This is a genomic window from Rhodococcus sp. NPDC019050 (genome assembly GCF_055664235.1).
Genome location: NZ_JBVOON010000004.1, coordinates 160,874 through 180,575, shown reverse-complemented (window position 1 = coordinate 180,575; position 19,702 = coordinate 160,874). Strand labels below are relative to the sequence as shown.

The following is a 19,702-nucleotide window of genomic DNA, read 5'->3' as shown; positions in this document are numbered from 1 at the left end:
TCGGTGTCAGCGCGGTTGTTCGGCGGCCTTCTTGATCGCCGCAAGCCTGCGATCCCACCCGGAACCCACCTCGTCCAGTGCGCGTCCGACCGCGCTGAGTTGGGCTCCGGCCGCGGAGAAGCGGAGTTCACGGCCGACGCGTTCGGCCGTGACCAGTCCGCATTCCTCCAGGATCGACAGGTGTTTGGCGATCGCCTGACGAGACACGGTGAACTCGCGTGCCAGGCTCGATGCCGACGCCGGTGAACGGCCGAGTCGCTGCAGGAGGTGCCACCTGGTGTCGTCGGCGAGGGCTGCGAACACGCGGGTGGGGGCGGCTTCAGGGGAACCCGCGGACCCGGTGCTGCCGCTGACCTCTAGATCATTGCGCGGCAACGGGTTTCCCGCTCTCCAGGTGTTTCCTGGCCAGATCGAGTTCGGCGATCCAGCCCTCGACGTTTGCCTCGTACTTGGCGCGGCGCTCGGCGGAGTCCCCGGGAAGTGAAGCGAATCCGGTTTCCGTCACGTGCAGGACGGTCGAGGACTCCGACACGGCATCCACCCGGAATTCGACGAGTGTGGAGGGGCTGTCCGGGTCGGTGCTGTCGGCGAGCCAGCGGAACGCCGCGTAGTGCGGTTCGTCCAGCGAAACCGTGCGGAACGCGAAGGCTCCGTGGACGGGATCGTGGACGACGGTGAGGTCGCCGTCGCGTTCGAGTCGATGTTCGGTGATCGTGTGGTCGTTGATGTACCAGCCGGGTTCCGCTACGAGTTCCCAGACGCGTGCGACCGGGGCTTCGATGGTGATCTTCCGTTCGATGCGGTCGAGTTCGTCGGTCATGACTGCTCCTCGTTCGATGAGGTCGGAGTGATTCGATGCGACCGGGGTGCAACCCAATGATTGCACCCCGGTCGGCTATCGGCAACCCCACGGTTGCAGATGCTCGAGAAAGGTCAGGTCACGACCGTGAGATGACGTCGATGGTTCCCTGGCAGACGGCGTTCTGTGGGTTGACGAACCACCACCCGGCGCCGGTTTGGAGCGTGACGGTGAAGTCGATGGTTCCCGCCCCGGTCAGGGTGCGGTTGACCGGAACGCCGGGCTTCTGTTTCCACGCTTCCTGATCGCTGACGCTGCGTCCGGACTGTCCTGTGGTGGTGTTGCGCCAGTCGACGAGGACCTGCGTGCCGTACCAGTTCGGTCCGATCCTCGGGATGAGACCGCCGGGGGGAGTGGGCAGTTCGTTGTCTCCGCTGAGCAGGAGGGAAGGTATGAATTCCCCTACGCCACCGGGGCGGGACTCCCCGGACGAGGCGGTGACGGTCCAGGTGAACGGCGGCGCCCAGAAAAGGGGGTTGGCGCTCGCACACGTCATGGTGGTGGAAGTCGGCGCGGCATGTGCTGCGCCTCCGCCGCCCACGGTTATCGCAATTCCCATCCCGGCTGCGGTGAGTACCGATGCGCAAACGCGACGAAATGTTCGTTCGGCCATGTAAATACTTTGTTCGAGTCGAAGACGATAGAACTCCCCGTTCATATCGGATTCGCGATCCCGCCGGGTTGCATTCGAGAACAACGGTTTTGTTCCGGTGATTGTGGGCACGGAAATATTGCGTGGGAGAAGCGATTTCACCGTTTGTTGTGAATCCAACGAATCGTTTTGAGCGACAGGAGAACTCGTCGAATCCTGGATGCGGATTCTCGACTCGGGTCGACCCTTCAGGTCGCCGACCGGGGGCCGGTCGTGTGATCGGTTCGGGTGCGTTGCCGGTAACGCCTTTCGGCGTAGGCGAGATCGTCGCGCCACAGACGTCTGGCCGCACCGCGAAGCATCGGAGTCAAGGCGCGCCGACCACGACGTGCATTGCTGAATCCGTCCCGGGTGGAGTAGGCGATGACGGCCTCGATCACCGCGGTGCGGGGGCGACCGTCCGGCCCCGGCCCCAGAGGTGTTGCGTGCGTTTCGATGACACTGCCGGTGCCTTCACCGTCGATGATGCGCATGACGACGGTGCGGGGTTCCGGGCTGGTGAACTCGGCGAGTACCGGGACGCCGATCCGTCCGCCGACGCGGAAGGTCACGGCGACGACGAAACGGTCGTCCTCGTCCCCGGTTCGCTCCCGTGTGGGAGCCTCGACCACCTCGAGGTGAGCGAACGAATAGGGATGGAACCACGCACCGTGCCACGGGTCGAGCCGGTTGGCGACGATGTCGGCAGGTTCGCATACTCCGGTGAGGGTTGCCACCGCCGCTAAGTGTGCGTCGGCCGGTGGTCTCCCAGGGATTACAGGCGCATCCAGCGGTGCTTCTCCGCCGATCCGGTCGAGACGAACCCATGTCAGGACCCCGTCGTCGTGACTGGGATATAGGGGCCACCCCCGCTCGCCGTCGGGTCCCAGACGCAGTCCGTGCCAGCGGCACACCAATGTGCCGCAGTCGAGAACTGCCGAGGCCAGGGGCGCGCCGAGATGTGGGCAGGCACCAGGGCCGACACGAAGCTGCCCCCGATAGTCGCGCCAGGCGACGAGTTCGACGCCGGCCACGGTGACGGCCGTGGGGCGGTCGGTGCCGATGTCGGTGGCGGCGGCGAAGACGTACCAGTTGCCGGAGGGCTGTCGCTGCGTTCGATCGAGGATCGCCCGGATCAGACGGGGATCGGCGGCTCGATAGGTGGGCTCCTGTTTCGTCCAGGTGCTCGGCGGAACGGGTTGCAGCGGCCAGGTGTGGGGCCACCGCCGGTACAGCGGTTCCAGAATGCTCATCGCGGTCGGCTTTCTCGGGTGGCCAGTCGACGGAGCAGCGCCGATCGGCCTCGGGTGGGCACGGTGTACAAGTCGTGGCCGCGGATACCCCATTGGCCGAGCAGGTGATTGGCGGCCGACCAGCCGGTGGTGGCGGCCCGCTCCATCAAGGCCACCGGCAGGTCGATCCGGATTCCGTCTCCGGCCAGCGCCAATCCGCGGTGCGGAGTAGCTACGGTGGGCCGCTCGTCGAAGTCTCCGGGACCGAGGCGGGGGCAGTCGCGCCGATACAGCAGCCGTTCGCCGAGGACGCGAGCCTGCGCGGTTTCGGGATACAGGGCATGCAGCCGCGCCACGACTTGCTGTTGCAACGCAACCCGGTCCGGGTCGGAGGCCGAGGGCTCGGGCAGCGCGTAAGCATGGAGTTCGACCACCGAGCCACCGTGCCGTCGCGCCCATTCACGGGCTTGGTGTTCGTAGCGGTCGACGATGCTGATGTTGTCGAGTGGATGGAGACTGCCGGTGCCGAGAAACGCCGGGCGATCGTCGTCGACGGGCCGGTCGAGCCAGAGCCGATGTACGAGGAACTCGGGCGCGGCGTCCAGATTCCCGATCCGGGTCTGCCAGGCTGTGTCGCCGAGGGTGGGTGAGGCCCCCACGATCCGGCGGAGCGCGGTGGCGTCGGTGGCCAGAACTACTCCGTCGGCATCCGTGCTCCCGCCTTCGGTGTCGAAGAGCCGAAACGGGACGCCGGCGGTGGTGTCCACCGTCGAGACGGCCACACCGGTGTGAAAGCGCACGGTTCCCGTGCGGGACGGGGTCGGCTCGGCGGTCAGGTATTCGCGCAGCGGCAACCACAGTTCGTCGAAATTGGTGCCGGCCACGTCGAAGAGCAGGCCCTCACTCGAACCGAGGAAGTAGATGTGGAACATCGCGGCCAGCTCCGCAGCGGACATGTTTCCCGGTTCGGTGAAGAAACTGCGTGAGAACACCTCGAACGCGAGGTGCCTGGCGGCGGGCGGGAAGTTGATCTGCTCGAGAAAAGTCTCGGCGTCGAGGTGATCGAGCCGATCGTAGATCTCGGGAACCGAGACCGCAGCCAGCGGCGCGGCGGCTCGGGTATCGACGCGAATCAGGTCGCGCAAGCTGAAGGTGGGGCTGCGCAGTGCGAAGCCGAGTGCGTTCCACGGTGGTGTGCGGGGGAGACCGCGGAAGCTGTCTCGTCGACCGTGTGCGTCGATCAGAGGGTAGTCGTCGAGCGGGGTCAGGACCGAGAGTTCGGGGTCGCCGCGACGCAACAGTGCCCGCAGGTTGTAGTACTGCCGGAAGAAGGCGTGGAATCCGCGGTTCACCGCGACCGGGGTGCCGTCGGCGAGGTGATCGGTCCAGCCCCCGACGCGCCCGCCGATGTGGTGTTCGCGTTCGACGACGTCCACGTCGACGCCGCGTTCGGCCAGGCCGGTGGCCGCCGCGAGCCCGGCGATACCGGCACCGACGACGACTACGTGTGGGCGTGCCGGGAGCAGTGCGGCGTCGTCGAGACCAGGAGGTGCGCGATGCTGCGTGCGCCGCGGATCGACGTGAGGGCGGGTCGTCATCGGGCGCTCTCCCTCCGGGTGATCTCCGTCGCCGGTGCCGCACACACCCGCAAACACAGCCAATCACGACATCGGGGCGGCCATGCCCGAACCGCGGAGACGAGCACTCGGTGGGAAATCCGAAGAAGCCGAATCTGTGCCAGGATGGCCCGGCCGACCACGCCACAACCTGCACGGGGGTTTCGACGCATGCCGACCATCGAGGACCGATTGGCCCGACTCGAAGCCCTCGAGGAGATCCGGATGCTCAAGCACCGTTACTTCCGCGCCTGCGACGCGAAGGACCCGACCGGTATGCGTGCGTGCTTCGTGGCAGAAGGCGCCGACATCTACTACGGTCCGGCGCTCGGCAGTTTCGACGACGCAGACGGGCTGGTGGCCGTGTACTCCCGGATCGCGCTTCAGCGCGTCGACGATCGATTCGTCGTTCTCGATATGCATCACGGGATGCATCCCAGTATCCGCCTCACGAGTCCGGACACCGCGACCGGAGCTTGGACGTTGCGGTTTCGGCAGGTGGATCTGAGCGCTCGGACCGAACGGGTCACCGCACTCGACTACGACGACGACTACGTGGTCGAGGACGGCGAGTGGAAGATATCGAAGTGTCACGTGCGCGTCCTGTGGTCCATCGAACGCGCTCTGACCGACGACGTGAAAGTGGTGCAGTGAGATGACGGAAGCCGAAACCGTTCGAAAGGTGGCTCTCGTCACCGGCGCCAGCCGAAGTGTCGGCAAGGGCATCGCCTGCGCGCTCGGATCCGACGGCTGGACTGTCTACGTCACGGGTCGCGGACCTGTCGGTGTGGACGGTCCGTTGGATCGCACCGCAGAGATCGTCACCGAACGTGGTGGTCACGGCATCGCGGTGCAGTGCGATCATCGCGACGATTCCCAGATCCGCGATCTCTTCGCTGCCATCGCCCGTGAGCAGAATGGGCGGCTCGATGTGCTCGTGAACAACGTGTGGGCCGCGCCGAAAGGTTTCGCCGGTTTCACCGAACCGTTCTGGCAGCGGCCCGTCGAGGATTGGGACAGCCTCATCGGTGTCGGCCTCCGCGCCCACTATGTGGCCTCGGTGGAGGCGGCCCGGATGATGGTGCCGCGAAGCAGCGGAATGATCGTCAACATCTCGTCTTTCGGTACGCGCGGTCACCTGCATTCGGTGCTGTACGGAATGTCGAAGGCAGGCCTCGACAAGATGGCTGCCGATATCGCAGTGGAGTTGCGTGGCACCGGCGTCACCACGTTGTCGCTCTGGCCGGGGCTGGTCAAGAACGAGGCCATGCTGGCTCGCGGACTCGACAACTTCCAGGGTTTTCCGCTGGCAGACGCCGAGACTCCCGAGTTCGTCGGTCGCGTCGTCGTCGCGCTGGCGTCGGATCCGGACGTGAACGGCCGAAGTGGCTCCACACTCATCACGGCGGAGACGGGTCCGGAGTACGGAATAGTGGATGTCGATGGGAACCAACCGATTTCGCATCGATCCGTGTTCGGTGGCGGTCCGGTGTTCGGAGGGTGACGGAGGTGCTGGACTGCCGGCGTAAGGACCTCCACGTCACTACGAGTCGACGACCTCGTCCATGACGACGTTGTGGATGATCGAAGACCTCGAATTCTTCCCCGACGCCCCCCGCGTCGGGGAACTGTGCGAACCCACCACATACTGGACCACACCCGATGTGCTGGGGCTCCCGCGCGACATGGCGTGCGACATCGACGCGATCATCGACGAGGTGACGACAGACGGGCGGACCGAGCGCGTCGCGCGCCTCGGGAGTGGTTTCACCACAATGGTTCCCGACCACATCGAGGGGATCGGCGAAACGACACTCACCGGATGCCTGGTGTGGGATCGCTATCTGTGGTCGGACTTTCGCACCGAACCGTCGGGACAACTCCTGGTGACCGAGCGAGCCTCATTGCTGAGGCGGGCGGTGCACACGTCGACGACGTATCCGGGGGTGTACAGCGTGGACTACGAAGGTCCGATCATTTTGCATCATGGCAGCACGGTCCCGGAGGGGTTCGGCGTCGTCTCGCTCGCATCGTCGGTGACCCTGGTCTGACCGCGCGATCCGAGAGGTCGGTCGCTGCGGTGCCGCCCACCGGGCCGGCATCTCGGACGCCGGGGCTGCCAGCAGCCCAGCGGAGGAGATCTACCAAGTATCGAACATACGTGCGATAGTCTGGGTGGATACATGCAGCTGGAGGTGTTCCATGGGATGGGGAAACGGCCCACCGACCTGGTCGGAAATGGAACGTGTGCTGTCCGGCAGGCCCGCGCCCGCCAACTCCCGTCGCGACCCGGTCCACCCCGGCGACGGCAACGACAGCCCCGCGTGGAGTCGCGCCCGAGGTGATTACGAGGGCAGTGCCCGGCCACCCGATGGACCTGTGGTGCCCTATGCGGAACTTCACGCGCACTCGGCGTTCAGCTTCCTCGACGGTGCGTCGACTCCCGAAGAACTCGTCGAAGAAGCGGTGAGTCTCGGCCTCGAGGCCCTGGCGATCACCGACCACGACGGCCTCTACGGCGCGGTGCGCTTCGCCGAAGCTGCCCGGGAACTCGACATGCGGACAGTGTTCGGGGCCGAGTTGTCGCTCGACGATGCGCACCTACTCGTGCTCGCCCGCGGACAGGAAGGGTATCGCCGGTTGTCGCGGCAGATCGCCGACGCACACCTCGTCGGCGGGGAGAAGAACGAACCTCGCTACGACTACGACGCCCTCACCGAGGCGGCGGGTGGTCATTGGCAGATTCTCACCGGGTGCCGACGAGGGCATGCACGCCGTGCCCTCGACAGCGGCGGCGCGGCTGCAGCCGAAACCGCTCTGCTCGACCTCGTCGACCGGTTCGGATCCGACCGTGTCACCGTCGAGCTCACCTGGCAGGGAGATCCCACCGATTACGAACGTAACGCCACGTTGTTCGAAATAGCTGAGCGACAAGGAATTTCATCCATCTCCAGTACGGCGGCACACTTCGCCCGACCACATCGCCGACGGCTGGCCATGGCGATGGCCGCCATTTCCGACCGGCAGAGCCTGGACGACGCAGCCAGTCGCCTCTCACCCACCGGTGGCGGCCATCTCCGATCCGGAGCCGAGATGGCGAGGCTGTTCGCGGCCTTCCCTGGTGTCGTGCACACCGCCGCGGAACTCGGCCGGGAATGCGCCTTCGACCTCCGCCTCATCGCCCCGAAACTGCCTCCGTTCGCCGTGCCCGACGGGCACACCGAATTCACCTGGCTGCGTGCCCTCACCTATGCCGGCGCGCGCCGCCGTTACGGACCCGCCGAGCAGAACCGGGCGGCATACCGGCAGATCGAACACGAACTCGGCATCATCGGCAGTCTCGGCTTTCCCGGTTACTTCCTCGTCGTCCACGACATCGTCGAGTTCTGCCACGCCAACGACATTCTCTGCCAGGGAAGAGGTTCGGCCGCCAACTCCGCGGTCTGCTACGCCATCGGCATCACCAATGTCGATCCGGTGCGCAACCGCTTGCTGTTCGAGCGGTTCCTGTCGCCGGAACGTGACGGTCCACCCGACATCGATCTCGATATCGAATCCGACCGGCGCGAAGAAGCCATTCAGCATGTCTATGCGAAATACGGCCGGACCCACGCCGCGCAGGTAGCCAACGTCATCACCTACCGAGGCAAATCCGCGGTCCGCGACATGGCGCGAGCACTCGGCTACTCGCAGGGTCAGCAGGACGCGTGGAGCAAGCAGATCAGCAGGTGGGGAGGGGTGAGCGTCGAAACCGACGCAGACATTCCCGCCCCGGTTCTCGATCTCGCGGAGCAGATCGAAGGTCTGCCACGGCATCTCGGGATCCACTCGGGAGGCATGGTGATCTGCGACCGGCCAGTCTCCGATGTGTGTCCCGTCGAATGGGCACGGATGCCGGGACGCACCGTCCTGCAGTGGGACAAGGACGATTGCGCCTCTGCGGGCCTGGTGAAGTTCGACCTTCTCGGATTGGGCATGCTCTCCGCGCTGCACTACATGATCGACCTCGTCGCCGAACACGAAGATGTCCGGGTAGATCTCGCCCAACTCGACCTGGCCGAGGACGCCGTGTACGAAATGCTGCGCCGCGCAGACTCGGTGGGGGTGTTCCAGGTGGAGTCGCGCGCGCAGATGGCCACCCTGCCGCGCCTGAAACCGAGGAACTTCTACGACCTCGTCATCGAAGTGGCGCTCATCCGCCCGGGGCCCATCCAGGGTGGGTCCGTGCATCCGTACATCCGTCGGCGCAACGGCCTCGAACCGGTCACCTACGACCATCCGTGCCTCGAGAAGTCGCTCGAACGCACTCTCGGCGTCCCGTTGTTCCAGGAACAGTTGATGCAGATGGCCGTGGACGCCGCCGGGTTCACCGCGGCCGAGGCCGACCAGTTGCGACGGGCGATGGGATCCAAGCGGTCGCCCGAGAAGATGGAACGCCTTCGCGGCCGTCTCTACGACGGGATGCGCGAGAAACACGGCATCACCGGCGCTGTCGCCGACCGCATCTACGAGAAGTTGCACGCATTCGCGAATTTCGGTTTCCCCGAAAGCCATTCACAGAGTTTCGCGTCGCTCGTATTCTATTCCGCCTGGTTCAAACTGCATCATCCCGCGGCCTTCTGCGCAGGCCTGCTCCGGGCACAGCCGATGGGCTTCTACTCCCCACAGTCGCTCGTTGCCGACGCGCGCCGGCACGGAGTGATCGTGCACGGTCCCGACGTCGGGGCGAGCCTCGCGCATGCCACGGTGGAGAACGCGGGAAAAGAAGTGCGACTGGGTCTGGCGTCGGTGCGGCACATCGGCGAAGATCTCGCCGAGCGCATCGTCGCCGAGCGACAGGAGCACGGTCCCTACACCTCCTTCCTGGATCTCACCGCGCGGATCGAATTCACCACGGCGCAGGCCGAGGCCCTTGCGACCGCCGGAGCGCTCGGTGGATTCGACGTGTCCCGGCGGGAAGCGCTGTGGGCTGCTGCCCCCGCGGCCACCCAGCGCCCGGGGCGTCTGCCCGGGATCGGCGTGGCCACCGTGGCGCCGGCACTGCCGGGCATGAGCGCTCTCGAACTCGCCGCCGCCGATGTCTGGGCCACGGGGGTGTCCCCGGACAGTTACCCGACACAGTTCCTGCGCGAACGACTCGACGCGCTCGGCGTGGTTCCGGCGTCGCGCCTTCTCGACGTTCCGGACGGAACGAGGGTGCTCGTCGGCGGGGCGGTGACGCACCGGCAGCGACCCGCGACCGCCGCCGGGGTCACGTTCCTCAATCTGGAGGACGAGACGGGCATGGTGAACGTGGTGTGTTCGGTCGGGCTGTGGGCGCGGTACCGCACTCTCGCGCACACCGCATCGGCGTTGCTCGTCCGCGGGCGACTCCAGAACGCAGACGGCGTGGTGACGCTGCTCGCCGATCACCTGGAACCCATGGACCTGAGGATGCCGGGCAAGTCGCGCGACTTCCGATGACGCCTGCTCCGTCTCGGGTGCCTCGGCAGCCCGTCGCCGGGCCGCGCTACCGTGGTGGCGTTCCGGACCCTACCGAGAGGACCCGCACCCATGCGTGAGGTCGACCTGGCTACCTTCGAGACCGCACTCGCCGACGGAGCACCCGTCATCGACGTGCGCGAGCGCGACGAATACGCCCAGGTGCGCGTGCCCGGGGTCCTCAACATCCCGCTCAGCGAGTTCGTCGCACGGATCGACGAGATTCCCACGACCGGGACCGTGTACGTGATCTGCGCGGTCGGCGGACGCAGCCTCCAGGCCGCCGATTATCTCGCGGGCCGGGGAATCGACGCGGTCTCCGTCGCCGGCGGCACCGACGGGTGGGCGCGCTCGGGCCGGCCCACCGAGAGCGGCGCATAGCCACATCGCGGAGACGCTCCGACAGAACGGCAGTGGCCGGGCATCCTGAGATGCCCGGCCACTGCCGTTTCGAGATGTATGCGACTCAGACGGCGCCTTCGAAACCGTTCTGGCGCCAGGCTTCGTAACTGACCACCGCGGCCGCGTTCGACAGATTGAGTGAGCGCCGGCCCGGCAGCATCGGAATGCGGACCTGCGCGGTGATGTGCGGGTCGGACAGGACCTCGGCCGAGAGGCCCGTCGGCTCCGGACCGAACAGCAGCACGTCGCCGGGCCGGTACTCGATCTCTGCGTAACCGGTGGTTCCGTGAGCAGTGAAGGCATACACGCGCTCGGGGTTCAGTGCCTCCCACGCCGCAACAAGATCGGCGTGGACGGTGACCGACGCGAGATCGTGGTAGTCGAGGCCGGCGCGCCGCAGTTTCGGCTCCGAGAGATCGAACCCGAGTGGTTCTACGAGGTGCAGTTCGGCGCCCGTCGCGGCGACCATCCGAATGGCGTTGCCGGTATTGGGCGGAATGCGTGGTTCGTGGAACATCACTCTGAACATAACGAAAGAAACATAGCAGAACCGCGGTGGCAAACGCCCTGGACCTGGGACGCCGGGCGGCCGGGACGGGAATGTGGTTCGAAGGGCCCGTTTTGCTGAACCGTCGTCGAAAGTTTTGTTGGACAACAAGTCCGGGATACCGCGGTTGTCGGCCGGTGTCGACGCGAGTGCAAGGACCGGCATCGAATGTGGTGTGCCGAAGCAACTTCTCCGGTGCCGTGCCCGGCCTTTTCGCTCGTGTGATCATCGTCGCCGACGCACAGACGGAACACGGGCATCGACCGCCTCGGCCCGTGCACGCGGGCTGACGATCCGCGACGGGCGGTCGCCTGGAACAATGGATACGTGACTGCGACGATCCTGGACGGCAAAGCGACCCGCGACGAGATTTTCGAGGACCTGAAGGCCCGTGTGGCCGCGCTGAAGGAACAGCGCATCACGCCCGGCCTCGGCACCATCCTCGTCGGCGACGACCCGGGATCGGCAGCGTACGTGCGCGGCAAGCACAACGACTGCGCCAAGGTCGGCATCACGTCGATCCGCAAGGACCTGCCCGCCGACATCACGCAGGAACAGCTCGAGCAGGCGATCGACGAGCTCAATGCGGATCCGGCCTGCACCGGATACATCGTGCAGCTGCCCTTGCCCCGGCACCTCGACGAGAACGCTGCCCTCGAGCGGATCGACGCAGACAAGGACGCCGACGGGCTGCATCCCATCAACCTCGGTCGTCTGGTCCTCGGCAAGGAAGCGGCACTGCCCTGCACGCCGCGCGGAATCCTCCACCTGTTGCGGCGCTACGACGTGCCGATCGCCGGTTCGCACGTGACGGTCGTCGGCCGCGGTGTCACGGTCGGCCGCCCGATCGGGCTGCTGTTCACGCGCCGTAGCGAGAACGCGACCGTCACCCTGTGCCACACCGGTACCCGGGATCTGGCCGCCGAGGTGCGCCGCGCCGACATCGTGATCGCCGCGGCCGGTGTACCCGGACTCGTCACCGCCGACATGGTCAAGCCGGGCGCGGCGGTCCTGGATGTGGGCGTCTCGCGTACTCCGGACGGGCTGCGCGGTGACGTCGCCGACGATGTCCGCGAGGTCGCAGGTTTCGTCTCCCCGAACCCCGGCGGTGTCGGACCGCTCACCCGCGCCTTCCTGCTCACCAACGTGGTGGAGCGGGCAGAGCAACTCGCGGCTCGCTGAGCGGGCCGGGCACACCGTCATGAGCCGAGCCTTGCGATTCGCACGTCTGAACCTGCCGCTCATCGTTGTCGCTCTGGTGATCGCGGTGGCCGTGGCTCTCGTTCTCGCAGACCGGTGGCGACGCGGTGCGTTCGTCTTCGGCGGCGCCACCATTCTCGCGGGTGTCCTGCGATGGGTTCTCGACGAGAGCCGGGTCGGCGTTCTTGCGGTGCGCAGCAAGGGGTTCGACGTCGGTGCGTTGCTCGTCGTGGGCGGCGTGATCGTGGCGCTGGCCGCCTCCATCGACCCGCTCGGCACCGGATAGACGACCGCCGGTGTCTGCGGGATCGCAGGCACCGGCGGTTCGTACGTTCGATCGTCAGAGGCGGATGTCCTCCTTACGGATCAGCGCGGTCGCGACCACGCTGACAGCTGCCGTCCCGACGAGGTAGGCGCAGGCGATCCAGGGCGTTCCGCCGCCGGCGGCGATCAGGGCCGTGAGGATCATCGGCGTGATGCCGGAGGCGTAGATACCGGAGAACTGGTAGACCACCGACAGTCCCGTGTACCGGATCTCGGCCGGATACAGGCTCGCGTAGAGCGTGCCCTGTGCTCCGTAGAACAGCGCGTGAACGATGCCGAACACCACGATCAGGGCGACGGCGAACCAGATCAGGTTGTTCGTTCCGAAGAGACCGAATGCGGGGAAGACGGCGAGGCCGTAGGCCGCGATCCCGATGATGTAGATGCGTTTCGCGCCGTATCTGTCCACCAGCAAACCGGACAGCGGCAGAAGTGCCGCCATCACGAGCGCGGCGACGGTGACCACGAGCAGTACGGGCACCTTCTCGAAGTCCAGATCCTTCGTGGCGTAGGCGATGGCGAACACGCCCCACGTGTTGAACGCGGCGCCTTCACCCCACCGCGACAGCAATCCCAGAACGGTGCTGCGTCGCACACCCGGCCGGAAGACGTCCACGAGCGGCGCCTCCGACCGCTTTGCCAGTTCCTGCACTTCACGGAACGCGGGCGTCTCGTCGACCTTCAGCCGGACGACGAAGCCCACGGCGACGAGAACCAGGCTGAGCAGGAACGCGATGCGCCAGCCGTACGCGAGGAATTGCTCGTCGTCGAATATCACCTGGAGAGCCGCGAAGACCCCGGTCCCCAACGCGAGCCCGAGGGCAAGTCCGACCTGGGGAATGCTCCCGAACAGGCCGCGCTTCTTCTCGGGGCTGTGTTCGACGGCGAGCAGCACAGCACCTGCCCATTCCCCACCGAGGGCGAACCCCTGAAGGATGCGCAACAGCAGCAGGAGAATCGGTGCGAGGATCCCGACCTGTTCGTGGGTGGGCAGGACGCCCATCAGGGCGGTGGCGATGCCCATGATGAACATCGTGAGCGCGAGGGTCTTCTTGCGGCCGATGCGGTCGCCGATGTGCCCGAAGACCACCCCGCCGATCGGGCGGACCACGAAGCCGACGGCGAACGTGGCGAAGGCGAGCATCGTCCCGACGAACGAACTCTGATCGGGGAAGAACAGCTGGTTGAACACCAGGCTGGCGGCCGTGGCGTAGAGGAAGAAGTCGTACCACTCCACCGTGGTGCCGAGCAGGCTCGCAGCGACGACGGTGCGTAACCGTTCTGATGGCAGGGGGTCACGGCAGTTCGATGTCGGGAGACCGCGCCGCCACGTTGCGATACCTCAACCAGATCGGTGCGGCTGCCGAATCCAGCGGGTTCGAGTCGGTACTCACTCCCACCGGAGGATGGTGCGAGGACGCGTGGCTGACCACGGCGATGATGATCGACACCACCGAGACGCTCAAATTCCTCGTGGCGCTGCGTCCCGGTCTCATCTCCCCGACCCTCGCCGCCCAGATGGCGGCGACCTTCCAGTGGCAGTCGCAGGGCAGGCTGCTCCTCAACGTGGTGACCGGGGGCGAAGACCACGAGCAGCGCACCTTCGGCGACTTCCTCGACAAGAACCAGCGCTACGCGCGGTGCGGTGAGTATCTCGACGTTCTCCGCCGGTTGTGGGCGGGCAACGGACCGGTCGACTTCGACGGCGACTACATCAAGGTCGAGAACGCACAACTCCAGCGCATCCCCGACCCGGCGCCGCCGTTGTTCTTCGGCGGGTCTTCTCCCGCAGCGGGAACCGTCGCGTCGAGGTACTGCGACACGTACCTCACCTGGGGTGAGCCGCCGAGCGCGGTCGCGGACAAGATCGCCTGGATCCGCGGGCTGGCCGACATCCAGGGCCGCACCCTCGACTACGGCATCCGCCTGCACGTCATCAGCCGGGACACCTCGGAAGAGGCGTGGGCGGAGGCGGACCGGCTGTTGTCGGCGCTCGACCCCGCGACGGTCGAGAAGGCCCAGCAGAGTCTTGCCCGTTCGGGATCGGAGGGGCAGCGCCGGATGGTGGAACTGCACGGCGGTGGCAGCAGTTACGTCGCCGGCGGCGATTCACGCAGTCTGGAGGTGTCGCCGAACCTGTGGGCGGGCGTCGGCCTGGTCCGCGGCGGCGCGGGTACCGCGCTCGTCGGTTCCCACGAGGAGGTCGCCGATCGCATCGCCGAGTACGCGGCGGTCGGGCTCGACCACTTCGTGCTGTCGGGCTATCCCCACCTCGAAGAGGCATATCGGATCGGCGAGGGTGTGCGGCCGATCCTCGAACGTCGCGGTCTCGTGACTCCGCTCGCGGGCCGGCAGGGCGACCTGTCGGGCGCGACGGCGTTCCTTCCGTCCGCCCGATAGGAGACGGGGCCGGCCCACCGCCGGACGGCGGCTAGCCCTGCGAGAGCACCATCATTTCGTCGAGGAGCTTCGCCACGGCTTCCGCCTCGGTGAGGAAGCCGTCGTGGCCGTTGCGGGAGACGAGGACGCGCAACCTGTCGGAACCCGGGAGCGCGTCGGCAATCTCTTGCTGCAAGCGCAGCGGATACAGACGGTCCGAGTCGACACCCGCGACGATCGTCTTCACGGGCGTGGAAGCGAGCGCGGCTTCGACGCCACCGCGGCCCCGTCCCACGTCGTGCCGGTTCATCACTTCGGACAGCACCACATAGGTGCCGGGATCGAACCGTGCGACAAGCTTGTCGGCTTGGTGTTCGAGGTAGCCCTCCACCGAATACCGGCCGCCGCGCCACGGGTCCTCGCCGTCCTGCGGGTGGTTCGCGAACCGGGCGTCGAGCTCGTGTTCGGTCCGGTAGGTCAGGTGGGCGATCCGGCGGGCGATCCCCAGGCCGGTCGCGGGGATGCGGCCGGTGCCGTAGTAGTTGCCGCCCTGCCAGTCCGGATCCGCGGTGATCGCTGCGATCTGCGTGCTCTGCGTCCCGATCTGATCGGCGGTTGCGCGTGCGCAGGTCGCGAGCACGAGTGAGGCACGTACCCGGTCGGGGTGGGTGATGATCCACTCGAGGGTGCGCATGCCGCCCATCGAGCCGCCGGTCACAGCGGCGAGCGTCTCGATGCCGAGCGCGTCGAGCAGCGCGACCTCGGCCGCAACCTGGTCGCGCACGGTGATCAACGGAAACCGCGAACCCCAGGCTTTGGCGTCGGGCGCGGTAGTTCCCGGGCCGGTGGTGCCGCGGCAGCCGCCCAGCACGTTGGTGGAGATCACACACCACCGATCGGTGTCGAGCGGGGCTCCGGGACCGACCATTCCCGACCACCAGCCCGGTGACGGATGCTCGGGACCGGCCGGGCCGGTGACGTGTGAGTCGCCGGTCAGCGCGTGCTCGACGAGGACGACGTTGTCCCGTGCCGGAGAGAGCGCGCCCCACCGCTGCACGGCGATGGTGACGTCGGGGAGCGACTCGCCGCTTTCGAGGCGCAGGGAGCCGATGCGGATCTTCCCGAGGCGCCCGTCGTCGGACGGCAGTTCGACGTGGACCGGCTCCGTCTCCGTGGTCAAGGGGTGACCGCCTCGGCGTGGGGGGAGAGCGCGACGAACGGGGCGAGTGTGATCGACTCGACGGCCCGGCCGCTCGCGGGGAGGATGTACAGGGTGTCGCTCATCGTGTCCTTCGACGCATGGGGGAGGGCTGGAGTGGAAGCTGTTGGTGACAGCTCGTCGTCTCACCCTCCCGCAACCGGCTTGCCGTCGGTGTTCCGACGACCGTGTCCTCACCCGGAGCACCCCACCCTGGCTGGAGGGTTGCCGGCCAGCAAGCCGGGGCTTCACGCTGGCACTCATGACCTCGCGGAAAGTCTAGCGACTGTCGCGGACCGACGGGCAGGGGGTCTCGCAGCGTCTGTGACCAGCGGCAAGGTTACTGGTCGGTAGTTGTCATGGGGTGGTATTGCCGCTTTGCGGACGCGTCGAATAGCAGTACGCTTGTCATGTTTGGTCGCTGTCAGTATGCGGACAGGGCCATGCTCGCTCGTACCGAGCCGAAGGCGACTGCGCTCACAAAGCGCGGTCGATTGGGGACCCAGTAAACGTCCTAGGAGGACAAGAAGCGCACATGTCCAAGATCAAAGTTGAGGGTAAGGTCGTCGAACTCGACGGCGACGAGATGACCCGCATTATCTGGCAGTTCATCAAAGACAAGTTGATCCATCCGTACCTGGATGTGGATCTCGAATATTACGACCTCGGTGTGGAGCACCGCGATGCCACCGACGATCAGGTGACCATCGACGCGGCCAACGCCATCAAGAAGCACAACGTCGGCGTCAAGTGCGCGACGATCACGCCGGACGAGGCGCGGGTCGAGGAGTTCGGCCTGAAGAAGATGTGGCGGTCGCCCAACGGCACGATCCGTAACATCCTCGGCGGCACCATCTTCCGTGCGCCCATCATCATCTCGAACGTACCGCGCCTGGTGCCGGGCTGGACCAAGCCCGTCATCGTCGGTCGTCACGCGTTCGGTGATCAGTACCGCGCCACCGACTTCAAGGTCGACCGTCCCGGCACCGTGACGATCACCTTCACCCCGGAGGACGGCAGCGAGCCGATCCAGCACGAGGTGTGCCAGATCCCCGAGGACGGCGGCGTCGTCATGGGTATGTACAACTACAAGAAGTCCATCCAGGACTTCGCGCGCGCATCGCTCTCGTACGGTCTGCAGCGCAACTACCCGGTCTACCTGTCGACCAAGAACACGATCCTCAAGGCCTACGACGGCATGTTCAAGGACGAGTTCCAGCGGATCTACGAGGAAGAGTTCAAGGCAGAGTTCGACGCTGCGGGCCTGACCTACGAGCACCGCCTCATCGACGACATGGTCGCGTCCTCGCTCAAGTGGGAGGGCGGCTACGTCTGGGCCTGCAAGAACTACGACGGCGACGTGCAGTCCGACACCGTCGCGCAGGGCTACGGTTCGCTCGGCCTGATGACCTCGGTCCTGATGACGCCGGACGGCAAGACCGTCGAGGCGGAGGCCGCGCACGGTACCGTGACCCGCCACTACCGTCAGCACCAGCAGGGCAAGCCGACGTCGACGAACCCCATCGCGTCGATCTTCGCCTGGACCCGCGGTCTCGAGCACCGCGGCAAGCTCGACAACACCCCCGAGGTGATCGAGTTCGCACAGCAGCTCGAGGACGTCGTCATCAAGACCGTCGAGAACGGCCAGATGACCAAGGACCTCGCGCTGCTCGTCGGGCCCGAGCAGGCCTGGCTCACCACCGAGGAGTTCCTCGGAGCGCTCGACGAGAACCTGCAGAAGGCTCGCGCCTGATTCGGTTCTCCCCACACCGGTACGACACGGGACGCCCTTCGGGGCGTCCCGTTGTGTGTTTCCCGACCGTCGCACGGCGTGGCGGTTTCCCGGAGGTGGTGCACGCCACGAACGGGCACGCCGCGCGCCGGAACAGTCCGATACGTCGGATACGGTGACCGGCGTGTCGCTCATCATCACCACCGTGAACGTCAACGGCGTCCGCGCCGCCGCCGGCAAGGGTCTGCTGGACTGGCTGGCCGCGTCGGCGGCCGACATCGTCTGCCTGCAGGAGGTTCGCGCGACCGAGCAGCAGTTCCACGCCGCGATCGCACCCGCGCTGGAAGCCGGTTGGCATTGTGTCGGCGCCGAGTCGTCGGCCAAGGGACGAGCGGGCGTGGCGATCCTGTCGCGCATCCCCGCCGCCGCGGTGCGCGTGGGGTTCGACGCCGAGGAATTCGCGGCCGCGGGCCGGTACATCGAGGCGGACTTCGGCGACGTGACGGTCGCGAGCCTGTACCTGCCCACCGGCGAAGCCCAGACGCCCAAGCAGGACGACAAGGAGCGCTTCATGAAGGGCTTCGCGGCGTACCTCGCGGAGCGATCGGCAGCGGTGACGGCGCAGGGCAGGGACATGGTGGTGTGCGGTGACTGGAACATCGCCCACACCGAGCGGGACATCAAGAACTGGAAGGGCAACGTCAAGAAGTCGGGCTTCCTGCCGAACGAACGGGCCTGGGTCGCGGAACTGCTCGACGCCGGATGGCGGGATGTGGTCCGCGACGTCCACGGCGACGTGCCGGGGCCGTACTCGTGGTGGTCGTACCGGGGCAAAGCGTTCGACACCGACGCCGGGTGGCGGATCGACTACCACCTCGTGACCCCGGCGCTCGCCGCGCGCGTGGCCGATGCCCGGGTGGAGCGGGCGGCGACGTACGCCGAACGGTGGTCCGATCACGCACCGGTGACGGTGACGTTCGGCTGAGGCGGTCCTCGCAGGATGCGGCAGGCCGACCTCGGTCGCACGTCCAAATCGATTCGTGAAATCATCGTTCACATGTCGAGTACTGCAGTTCCGGACACCACGAAGCCGAAGGCGCGCCCCCGGGTGCTGTCCGGCATCCAGCCCACCTCGGATTCGTTCCACCTCGGGAACTTTCTCGGTGCGCTGGCGCAGTGGGTTCCTGCGCAGGACGAGAACGACGCGTTCTACTTCATCCCGGATCTGCACGCGATCACCGTTCCCTACGAACCCAAGCTTCTCCGCAAGCGTGTGCTCGTCTCCGCAGCGCAGTTGCTCGCCATCGGCATCGACCCGGAGAAGTCGGTGCTCTTCGTGCAGAGCCAGGTGCCCGAACACGCCGAACTGTCATGGGTTCTGAGCTGTATCACCGGATTCGGTGAAGCGTCGCGAATGACGCAGTTCAAGGACAAGGCCGCCAAGCAGGGAACCGACCACGCCGGCGTCGGGTTGTTCACCTACCCGATCCTCATGGCTGCCGACATCCTGCTCTACCGCGCCAGCCACGTGCCGGTCGGTGAGGACCAGCGTCAGCACCTCGAGCTCACGCGCGACCTCGCCCAGCGGTTCAACTCCAGGTTCGGGAAAACCTTCGTCGTTCCGGAGCCGATGATCGTCAAGGAAACCGCGAAGATCTACGACCTGCAGGATCCGACTGCCAAGATGAGCAAGTCCGCGGCGACCGACGCCGGTCTGATCAACCTGCTCGACGATCCGAAGGTGTCCGCGAAGAAGATCCGATCCGCGGTGACCGACAACGAGCGTGAGATCCGGTTCGATCGCGAGAACAAGCCGGGCGTATCGAATCTGCTCACGATCCAGTCGGCTCTGTCCGGACGCAGCGTCGACGATCTCGTCGCGGGCTACGAGGGCAAGGGTTACGGCGATCTGAAGGCCGACACCGCCGAGGTGCTCACCGAGTTCGTCACGCCCATTCGCGCGCGGGTGGACGAGTACCTGAGCGACGAGGCGGAACTGCTCCGGATTCTCGAGCACGGCGCGGATCGGGCACGTGAGGTGGCGTCCCGCACGCTGGCGCAGGTCTATGACAGGGTGGGATTCCTGCCCCGAAAGTAGATG

The 19,702-nt window shown here is 66.5% G+C and carries 19 protein-coding genes and 1 riboswitch; of the genes, 11 read left to right on the top strand and 8 right to left on the bottom strand.

The window, feature by feature from the left end:
- Positions 1 to 6: 6 nt before the first annotated feature.
- The 5 genes from AC0B44_RS07165 to AC0B44_RS07145 all read right to left on the bottom strand — a co-directional run bounded on the left by AC0B44_RS07165 (position 7) and on the right by AC0B44_RS07145 (position 4,320).
- Positions 7 to 303 (bottom strand): ArsR/SmtB family transcription factor, encoded by a 297-nt coding sequence (locus AC0B44_RS07165; RefSeq protein ID WP_471902322.1) that lies wholly within the window; start codon positions 301 to 303, stop codon positions 7 to 9.
- Between the two features lie 58 nt (positions 304 to 361).
- Entirely contained in the window at positions 362 to 820 is a 459-nt protein-coding gene (locus tag AC0B44_RS07160; RefSeq protein ID WP_471902239.1) for an SRPBCC family protein, read from the bottom strand.
- Between the two features lie 118 nt (positions 821 to 938).
- Positions 939 to 1,418 carry a hypothetical protein gene (locus tag AC0B44_RS07155; protein WP_471902238.1) on the bottom strand — a complete coding sequence of 160 codons (480 nt, stop codon included), beginning with the start codon at positions 1,416 to 1,418 and terminating at the stop codon, positions 939 to 941.
- A 281-nt stretch (positions 1,419 to 1,699) separates the two neighbouring features.
- Complete coding sequence (locus tag AC0B44_RS07150) at positions 1,700 to 2,743, bottom strand: DUF5914 domain-containing protein (RefSeq protein ID WP_471902237.1); 1,044 nt, start codon at positions 2,741 to 2,743, stop codon at positions 1,700 to 1,702.
- A complete protein-coding gene (locus tag AC0B44_RS07145) occupies positions 2,740 to 4,320 on the bottom strand; it encodes an FAD-dependent oxidoreductase (protein WP_471902236.1) in 1,581 nt (526 codons plus the stop codon). Before AC0B44_RS07145 ends, AC0B44_RS07150 begins: the two co-directional genes overlap by 4 nt.
- Before the next feature lie 189 nt (positions 4,321 to 4,509).
- Here AC0B44_RS07145 and AC0B44_RS07140 point away from each other — a divergent pair, with 189 nt between their 5' ends.
- The 5 genes from AC0B44_RS07140 to AC0B44_RS07120 all read left to right on the top strand — a co-directional run bounded on the left by AC0B44_RS07140 (position 4,510) and on the right by AC0B44_RS07120 (position 10,200).
- Positions 4,510 to 4,992 carry a nuclear transport factor 2 family protein gene (locus AC0B44_RS07140; RefSeq protein ID WP_471902235.1) on the top strand — a complete coding sequence of 161 codons (483 nt, stop codon included), beginning with the start codon at positions 4,510 to 4,512 and terminating at the stop codon, positions 4,990 to 4,992.
- A gap of 1 nt (position 4,993) precedes the next feature.
- Positions 4,994 to 5,842 carry an SDR family NAD(P)-dependent oxidoreductase gene (locus tag AC0B44_RS07135; protein ID WP_471902234.1) on the top strand — a complete coding sequence of 283 codons (849 nt, stop codon included), beginning with the start codon at positions 4,994 to 4,996 and terminating at the stop codon, positions 5,840 to 5,842.
- A gap of 61 nt (positions 5,843 to 5,903) precedes the next feature.
- On the top strand, positions 5,904 to 6,389 hold the full coding sequence (locus tag AC0B44_RS07130) for a hypothetical protein (protein ID WP_471902233.1): 486 nt from the start codon (positions 5,904 to 5,906) through the stop codon (positions 6,387 to 6,389).
- A gap of 151 nt (positions 6,390 to 6,540) precedes the next feature.
- On the top strand, positions 6,541 to 9,801 hold the full coding sequence (locus tag AC0B44_RS07125) for an error-prone DNA polymerase (protein ID WP_471902232.1): 3,261 nt from the start codon (positions 6,541 to 6,543) through the stop codon (positions 9,799 to 9,801).
- A gap of 90 nt (positions 9,802 to 9,891) precedes the next feature.
- A complete protein-coding gene (locus AC0B44_RS07120; protein ID WP_471902231.1) occupies positions 9,892 to 10,200 on the top strand; it encodes a rhodanese-like domain-containing protein in 309 nt (102 codons plus the stop codon).
- Between the two features lie 85 nt (positions 10,201 to 10,285).
- Here the strand turns inward: AC0B44_RS07120 and AC0B44_RS07115 are convergent, their stop codons facing one another.
- Positions 10,286 to 10,750: a tRNA (cytidine(34)-2'-O)-methyltransferase gene (locus AC0B44_RS07115; RefSeq protein WP_471902230.1), complete on the bottom strand. Its 465-nt coding sequence runs from the start codon at positions 10,748 to 10,750 to the stop codon at positions 10,286 to 10,288.
- Positions 10,751 to 11,095: 345 nt separating this feature from the next.
- Between AC0B44_RS07115 and AC0B44_RS07110 the strand changes: the two genes are divergently transcribed.
- Positions 11,096 to 11,950 carry a bifunctional methylenetetrahydrofolate dehydrogenase/methenyltetrahydrofolate cyclohydrolase gene (locus AC0B44_RS07110; protein WP_471902229.1) on the top strand — a complete coding sequence of 285 codons (855 nt, stop codon included), beginning with the start codon at positions 11,096 to 11,098 and terminating at the stop codon, positions 11,948 to 11,950.
- Between the two features lie 19 nt (positions 11,951 to 11,969).
- On the top strand, positions 11,970 to 12,254 hold the full coding sequence (locus tag AC0B44_RS07105; protein ID WP_471902228.1) for a DUF3017 domain-containing protein: 285 nt from the start codon (positions 11,970 to 11,972) through the stop codon (positions 12,252 to 12,254).
- A 54-nt stretch (positions 12,255 to 12,308) separates the two neighbouring features.
- Here the strand turns inward: AC0B44_RS07105 and AC0B44_RS07100 are convergent, their stop codons facing one another.
- On the bottom strand, positions 12,309 to 13,631 hold the full coding sequence (locus AC0B44_RS07100; RefSeq protein ID WP_471902321.1) for an MFS transporter: 1,323 nt from the start codon (positions 13,629 to 13,631) through the stop codon (positions 12,309 to 12,311).
- Here AC0B44_RS07100 and AC0B44_RS07095 point away from each other — a divergent pair.
- Positions 13,577 to 14,692 (top strand): LLM class flavin-dependent oxidoreductase, encoded by a 1,116-nt coding sequence (locus tag AC0B44_RS07095; RefSeq protein WP_471902227.1) that lies wholly within the window; start codon positions 13,577 to 13,579, stop codon positions 14,690 to 14,692. The genes AC0B44_RS07100 and AC0B44_RS07095 overlap by 55 nt on opposite strands.
- Positions 14,693 to 14,723: 31 nt before the next feature.
- On the opposite strand, the gene metX is transcribed toward AC0B44_RS07095, so the two are convergent.
- Positions 14,724 to 15,851, bottom strand: coding sequence for a homoserine O-acetyltransferase MetX (metX, locus tag AC0B44_RS07090; RefSeq protein WP_471902226.1), 1,128 nt, complete (start codon positions 15,849 to 15,851; stop codon positions 14,724 to 14,726).
- Between the two features lie 174 nt (positions 15,852 to 16,025).
- Positions 16,026 to 16,137: riboswitch (SAM riboswitch) on the bottom strand.
- Positions 16,138 to 16,404: 267 nt separating this feature from the next.
- On the opposite strand from metX, the gene AC0B44_RS07085 reads away from it, so the two are divergent.
- From AC0B44_RS07085 to trpS, 3 genes are all read left to right on the top strand, one after another.
- The gene (locus AC0B44_RS07085; RefSeq protein WP_471902225.1) at positions 16,405 to 17,622 is read left to right on the top strand and encodes an NADP-dependent isocitrate dehydrogenase; all 1,218 of its coding nucleotides are present in this window, start codon (positions 16,405 to 16,407) and stop codon (positions 17,620 to 17,622) included.
- Positions 17,623 to 17,785: 163 nt separating this feature from the next.
- Positions 17,786 to 18,586, top strand: a complete 801-nt coding sequence (locus AC0B44_RS07080) for an exodeoxyribonuclease III (RefSeq protein ID WP_471902224.1) — start codon at positions 17,786 to 17,788, stop codon at positions 18,584 to 18,586.
- Positions 18,587 to 18,658: 72 nt separating this feature from the next.
- Entirely contained in the window at positions 18,659 to 19,699 is a 1,041-nt protein-coding gene (gene trpS, locus AC0B44_RS07075) for a tryptophan--tRNA ligase (protein WP_471902223.1), read from the top strand.
- Positions 19,700 to 19,702 lie beyond the last annotated feature (3 nt).